General features: G+C 47.2%; 5 protein-coding genes and 1 pseudogene. 2 read left to right on the forward strand and 4 right to left on the reverse strand.

Annotation, left to right across the window (positions count from 1 at the left end; all coding sequences use genetic code 11):
• From V6C93_RS13440 to V6C93_RS13450, 3 genes and pseudogenes are all read right to left on the reverse strand, one after another.
• Positions 1-850, reverse strand: a pseudogene (locus V6C93_RS13440) (tetratricopeptide repeat protein); the annotation flags it as partial.
• Positions 851-1,361: 511 nt separating this feature from the next.
• Positions 1,362-2,162: a hypothetical protein gene (locus V6C93_RS13445; protein ID WP_333477164.1), complete on the reverse strand. Its 801-nt coding sequence runs from the start codon at positions 2,160-2,162 to the stop codon at positions 1,362-1,364.
• A 287-nt stretch (positions 2,163-2,449) separates the two neighbouring features.
• Positions 2,450-2,977: a universal stress protein gene (locus V6C93_RS13450; RefSeq protein WP_333477165.1), complete on the reverse strand. Its 528-nt coding sequence runs from the start codon at positions 2,975-2,977 to the stop codon at positions 2,450-2,452.
• A gap of 340 nt (positions 2,978-3,317) precedes the next feature.
• On the opposite strand from V6C93_RS13450, the gene V6C93_RS13455 reads away from it, so the two are divergent.
• Entirely contained in the window at positions 3,318-4,877 is a 1,560-nt protein-coding gene (locus tag V6C93_RS13455; protein ID WP_333477166.1) for a GMC family oxidoreductase, read from the forward strand.
• On the opposite strand, the gene V6C93_RS13460 is transcribed toward V6C93_RS13455, so the two are convergent.
• Positions 4,857-5,150: a hypothetical protein gene (locus tag V6C93_RS13460; RefSeq protein ID WP_333477167.1), complete on the reverse strand. Its 294-nt coding sequence runs from the start codon at positions 5,148-5,150 to the stop codon at positions 4,857-4,859. The genes V6C93_RS13455 and V6C93_RS13460 overlap by 21 nt on opposite strands.
• 350 nt (positions 5,151-5,500) lie before the next feature.
• Here V6C93_RS13460 and V6C93_RS13465 point away from each other — a divergent pair.
• On the forward strand, positions 5,501-6,301 hold an 801-nt coding region (locus V6C93_RS13465; RefSeq protein ID WP_333477168.1), incomplete at its 3' end, for a sulfate ABC transporter substrate-binding protein.

Raw genomic sequence — 6,301 nt, forward strand, 5'->3', positions numbered from 1 at the left:
CGACTCCTCTTAATTCCAGCCGCAACAGCAGGGAAATCGCACCAATTGGGTCTTTGGAGGAATCTTTCCAAGCACGACCCCAGACGTGAGAGTCATAAAGCGATAGCACTTTCTGAAAGTCTTGCTTCTCTAAATAATAGAGAGCGATGTGCCACCAATTGTGTGTGTAAAGCATGGAATTGCAGTTCTCCCAGGTATCGGAGAGGCTTTCCATCCAAGCAATGCCCTCTTCAAGCCTGCCTTGCATTTCCATCACATGAGCAACTGCATGGTGTGCCCAAGGGTCATTCCGGTTCATTTCGGTTGCCAATTGCCCTATTCCTTCCGCTTCATCGAAGCGGTGGCACTGCTCTAAACCAAAGGCAATCATGCCGTATAAGTAGTGATTTTCCCGGTTAGCGGGGAGAACTTTTTCGGCAATTGAGAGCAGTGCTTTTGGGTTCCCCTGATAGAAGTAGTGGTACTGCCCCATTTGGACGGCAAGCACATCACGGGGAAATTTCTGGGTGAGGACTTCGAGGTAGGCGATCGCTTGATTGATCGCACCGACTGCCCAAGCTTCAACCGCCGAAACATAAAGCTTTTCCCGCTCAGTCGCCTTGTTTTTATACTGTCTAGCGGCTTGGAGATAAGGCAAGGCTTGACAACGAGACTCGGCTCTTTCGTGGGAGAGGTACAAAGCAGCGGCATGAGCGTTGGCGATCGCACATTCGGGATCGGCCTCAATCCCTTTAAAAATGGCTACGGCATCCTTCCCGTAAGCCAGTGCCTGGTCAGTATAGCGATTAATAGCAGTAATGGTTTCGGGCGAATCTGTAGTAACGTCTAATCCTTGAGTATCTTGTAACATTTCTTACTGCCCCTAAATGGCCTTTTTTATAGCCAACCGATTCCACCGAGGTCGCCCCAGTACAATCTACGGTAAATCGGTCGGAATACCGCAATTAAGAGAGTATCGCATAGCGATCAGTAGAGTGCAAGAGATGGCTATTAAATCAAAACCTAAGCCTTAACGAAGGGGAGAATGGATCGGAAACCTTCGTTAGACAAGACCTCAAGTTTTTATAGCCTCAAACTATCTGTACTCAATTGTTGACCTATTTACTACTTGATGTATGGATTAGCCCTATGGCTTCATTAACTCTTATATTCTCTACATGTATAGTTTGTGAGAGCTTCAACTTGTCGCTTCCGAGCCATACAAGGATTTCAGCCCAAAGGGAGACAAAGTACTAACCAATTCCAAATTAAAGATGGGAAAACCCAATGCAGACAAGCCTCCTAGCTACTAACTATAGGCTTGCTTAAATGGGCGACAGCTTACCTACAAATGCAACTTCCTATGAAAACCAAGATATTGCTCAATTCCTAGTTGCCAGGATGATAGTTGCCACGCCGGTGACATTCAAACTATCCTCGTTGTAAAAAACTGTGCGTGCGACTAAATCCAGGTAAACTTTGGAGCGGAGTTGCCCTTGCCAAGAGATGGAGTCGCCTAGCTCACGGTACTGATATTCGTCTTTGAGCAGTCCACCCAACTGCGCACCCTTCTCGGTTTTCCCGGCGTAAGTCAAGGTAGTGCCGGGAATCGTCTCTCCTCGCTTGACTCGGTAGATGACAGGTAGTTTGTAGACTATCAGCTTGGGCGTGGAGTTGTCTGAAATCTGCGGGATGGAACCGGGTTTAGGAGTTACTTCATTCACCGTCAGATTAATGGTGCCAGCAAGCTGTAACCGATCTTGGCTGAGCCACAATACGCGATCGCGTACTTGCACCATGACCCCGTCTACAGGACTCCCTTTCCAGTCTAGTGAGTCGCCGTTGCTTTTGAAGGCACGCTGTCCCGTAATCCGAACCTCAGCTATTTTATCGCTCTTCAATCCGACGTACTCAATATCGCTACCTGGAAGGAAAGAGCCCACGGGAACAGCCTGTTCTATTGGACCTTTGTAGACCACCGTACCTTTCGGAAGATGCTGACCGATGGGTAAGTGTTCAATTGCTCTTTGAACCTCTTTTTGCACGCCTTCCGGCGCGGGTGTTAGAGTTGGCGTTGAAGCTCTGTCAGAAGACCCCACTCCACAAGAGGAAAGAGTAGTCATTAATCCAATCATTCCGGTGATTGAAAGTAAAAAAACTATCGGAATGTTCCGATACCTCATAATTGTTTCCTCAATGGTATTTTTATTATTAATTCAAGACCTAAAGCTTGCCGATTACAGGTTAGAAGGATTCTCGGCTATTGCATAACATGTTTTCACTTAAACGACAAATAACATGTAGAATTGATTAGAAAGTTATAATTTTTAACTTTCCATCCTTCCCAACAGGCTAATTAATCAACTTTCAACCCCTCTTTGGACTCATAACGAATAATCTGGATGGGCTATCTAGCTCATCCCACCAGAAATTAGCTAAACACCAATTTGCAAACTAAATGCGCAATAGCTTAGCTCCTATCTGCCTGAGTCGTTGTAGCTGGCGTATTGACCTTTTCAGGTATTATCCCTTGAACAATCAAGACAGAGCAAGGGGCATGATGCACTACATAGTTACTGACACTCCCTAACAGAAGTTCTGATAGTCCTTGATGGCCTCGACGACCTAGAACAATTAAATCTGCCCCCCAGTTTTGGGCTGTCTCACAAATCAGCGACCCAGCGTCTCCCAGCTGGCAGTCCAATTCGCTAGGAATATTCTTCAATATGGCTTGATGGCAATAGGTTTGCAACCAACTATGAGCTTTCTCAATTTCTTGTTGAAAATGCTTTCGCTGGAGTTGGTGGAAGCTTCCATACAAGTCGATGTCAGCTAAGGTTCCAATGAAAGGAGCCCACTGTCCCTCTGGATCTTTACTAAGGCTGTGAAACAACAAAAGTTGACATTCCTCGTTGTGGCCTATCTCCAGGGCTTTTTCAAATACGGCAAGGGATTGAGCTGAGCGATCGAGAGCAACCAGAATTTTTTTGAGAGTCATGATCTTTCCCTCCTAAGGGAGGAATCTACTACTATAATAGCTTGTTAGTCTTTATTAATTGATTATCAAGAAAAATGACGAATTAACTATCCAACATTTGGATAGCTACCTCGGTTTTGTATGGATTGAAGAATGCTGCATTCGCCTTTGAAGACTAGACAGGCTTCTGGTATTCTTCTGTATTAAAGTCAATAAAGTACTGCTAAGTTCACGACTTGAGACCGTTGCTCACTTTTGGAGCATATTTATTAAGAGGTAGCCGCCATGAAAAAGCTCAGTGGGGTTTACCCGTGGCGGGGTGGTTTTTCTCAGAATACAGTGTGCAATCAGCGAGGATGTGATGACTCAATACGATTATGTTGTCATTGGTGCAGGCTCGGCAGGCTGTGTCGTTGCTAATCGTCTTACAGATAACGGCGAAACGACTGTGTTGTTGCTCGAAGCGGGTGAGCCAGCAACGAAACCAGAAATTCAAAATCCCCTAGACTGGACAAAACTCTTAGGCAGCGAGGTAGATTGGGCGTATTGGACAGAACCAGAACCCCACCTCAACGGGCGTAAAGTTTTTTATCCACGAGGGAAAGTCTTGGGTGGCACTAGTTCGATCAATGCCATGATCTATATCCGAGGCAACCGTCACGATTTTGATCAGTGGCGAGAGTTAGGCAATCCGGGCTGGAGCTACCCAGAGGTGTTGCCGTACTTCAAAAAATCTGAGAACCAGCAACGGGGCGCATCCGAATTTCACAGTGTTGGTGGAGTGCTCAATGTGAGCGATCCCATTGCTCCGGGTGTCACCTCACAGCAATTTATCGAGGCGGCTGTGGCAACGGGCTATGAAAGCAATCCTGATTTCAATGGCGCACAGCAGGAAGGAGCGGGATTGTATCAGTTGACAATCAAAGAGGGTAAGCGCCACAGTGTAGCAGCTGCTTTTCTAGTACCCATTCTCGATCGCACTAATCTAACCACTCAAACAGGAGCGTTGGTTACGCGATTACTCTTTGAGGGAACGCGCACGGTTGGCGTAGAATACCTGCATCAGGGGACGTTGCATCAGGTTCGAGTCAACAAAGAAGTGATTCTCTCGGCTGGCGCAATCGATTCTCCTAAACTGCTGATGCTCTCTGGGATTGGGAATGCAGACCATTTGCGATCGCTCGACATTCCCATCGTCGTGGATTTACCAGGCGTCGGTCAGAACCTCCAAGATCACCTTCAAGTCCCAGTGGCACATCGGGCTATTCGAGATTTGCAGCCTGCCCCAACCAGCAATATCGCGGAAGCCGGATTGTTCCTACATAGCGAGAGCCAGTTAGATGCTGCGCCCGATTTGCAGTTGTTCTCCGGGCCAGTTTTATGGACACCTCCTGGCTATCCCCAAGACGGCCCAGGATTCACCATTACAGCCTGTTTACTCCATCCCCAGAGTCGTGGTCATGTTACTCTGCGTTCTGCTGACTTCCAAGACTCACCTTGTATTCAGATGAACTATCTTCAGAGTGAATCAGATCTGCAAAAGCTGGTGACTGGATTGAAAATTATCCGTCAACTGTTCGAGGCAGATGTATTCGATGAATTCCGAGGTGAGGAAGTAGCTCCCGGTAGCGCTATAACTAGCGATGAAGCCCTCCAAGCTTACGTTCGGGACGTGGTCGATAGTATCTGGCATCCAGTCGGCACTTGCAAGATGGGAACGGATTCAATGGCGGTAGTAGACGCCAAACTGCGGGTTCATGGGATAGAGGGATTGCGAATAGTGGATGCGTCGATTATGCCAACCATCACTACAGGAAATACAAACGCACCCACCATTATGATTGGTGAAAAGGCAGCCGATTTAATTCAAGGTGCAGGACGTCCTTCACAGCAAGCCTCTTTAAAAACGGCGATCGCTTGACAAGCCGTCTCTATGCTCACCAGAGGAATTGCTGGCTTGCTCGCTCTCTTCTCTAACGGCAGTCCATTCCTCTTTGATATAGTTCAAGTCTGCTTGTTTAGCTACATAGTTTTCCACATAACCACAATGAACGCAAACATACGTATCGAGATAGGCGTAGCGATTCCCGAAGTTCCCAGAGCCGATGGTCATGGTATTGAGAGCGGGAAATTTTCGATTCGTGTTGCTAAAAACTTCTCGCGAACCACACTTAAGACATTGCCCGTTTTTCATGAGATGACTACCTTAGCGTTACAACCTGGCTGAGTTCCTTTTTCTTGTGTGGTGCAGCCTAATCGGGATAATTTGCTATCGTGGCGAAAAAGTTGGGTAGAGACGCTCTGGTCTAGCCCTGGGTATGGCGAGATTCAACGGACTGATAAGGGAGCGTTTTATTCTCAGAGTAGAGAGAATAGTAGGGTAATCAGCACACTTCATTCAGGGAGCGACAATCCCCGGTAATCAAGTCGGAATTTAGATGAATTTTTTTGCTAGACTACTTCCCAAATCTTGGGAAACGTGTCAGTATTCCATATTATTCCTTTATCTCGATAAATTTACAGTAGATTCTTAGGAGAACTTTCATGAGTAAGTGGCAACGCTTTTCCAATACAGGGAAGCACTTGATATTTCAAGCTATTAGTAGTGTTGTTAAGGCTGTGCTAAGGGTTGAGCAGGGAGGGCCGCGATCGCCAAAAAGTGGGTTAAACTACAGTTCTCGGCGAGGGTTTATATCCCTGTTTCTCGTGGGAGTCAGCTTGAGTGTGGCGATCGCCGCGTGCTCTCCTGGAGGGAAGGACACGGCTTCACCCGGAAATTCTGCCAATAGCGGCGGGGCAGGCCAGAAAAAGGACGTGGAGGTAACCCTCGTCTCGTTCGCTGTCACTAAAGCCGCCCACGATCAAATCATTCCCAAGTTTGTCGAACAGTGGAAGAAAGACCATAGCCAAAACGTTACCTTCAAGCAAAGCTACGGGGGTTCAGGTTCCCAAACCCGTGCTGTGATTGATGGATTGGAAGCTGATGTCGTACACCTGGCACTCGCCCTCGACACCAAGAAAATTGAGAAAGCGGGTCTGATTCAACCGGGTTGGGAAACAAAAGCGGCCAACGATGCCATTGTTAGCAAATCTGTAGCTGCGATCGTTACCCGCGAAGGAAATCCTAAAAAGATCCAAACTTGGGCAGACTTGGCAAAATCAGACGTAAAAGTGATTACCGCTAACCCCAAAACCTCTGGTGGTGCACGCTGGAACTTTTTGGCGTTCTGGGGTGCTGTGACAAAAACAGGTGGGGATGACAATAAAGCATTGGACTTCACGAAACAAGTCTTTAAGAACGTCCCCGTGCTGCCAAAAGATGCGCGTGAAGCCACCGATGTCTTC

The organism is Allocoleopsis sp. (assembly GCF_036703385.1).
Taxonomy (GTDB): domain Bacteria; phylum Cyanobacteriota; class Cyanobacteriia; order Cyanobacteriales; family Coleofasciculaceae; genus Allocoleopsis.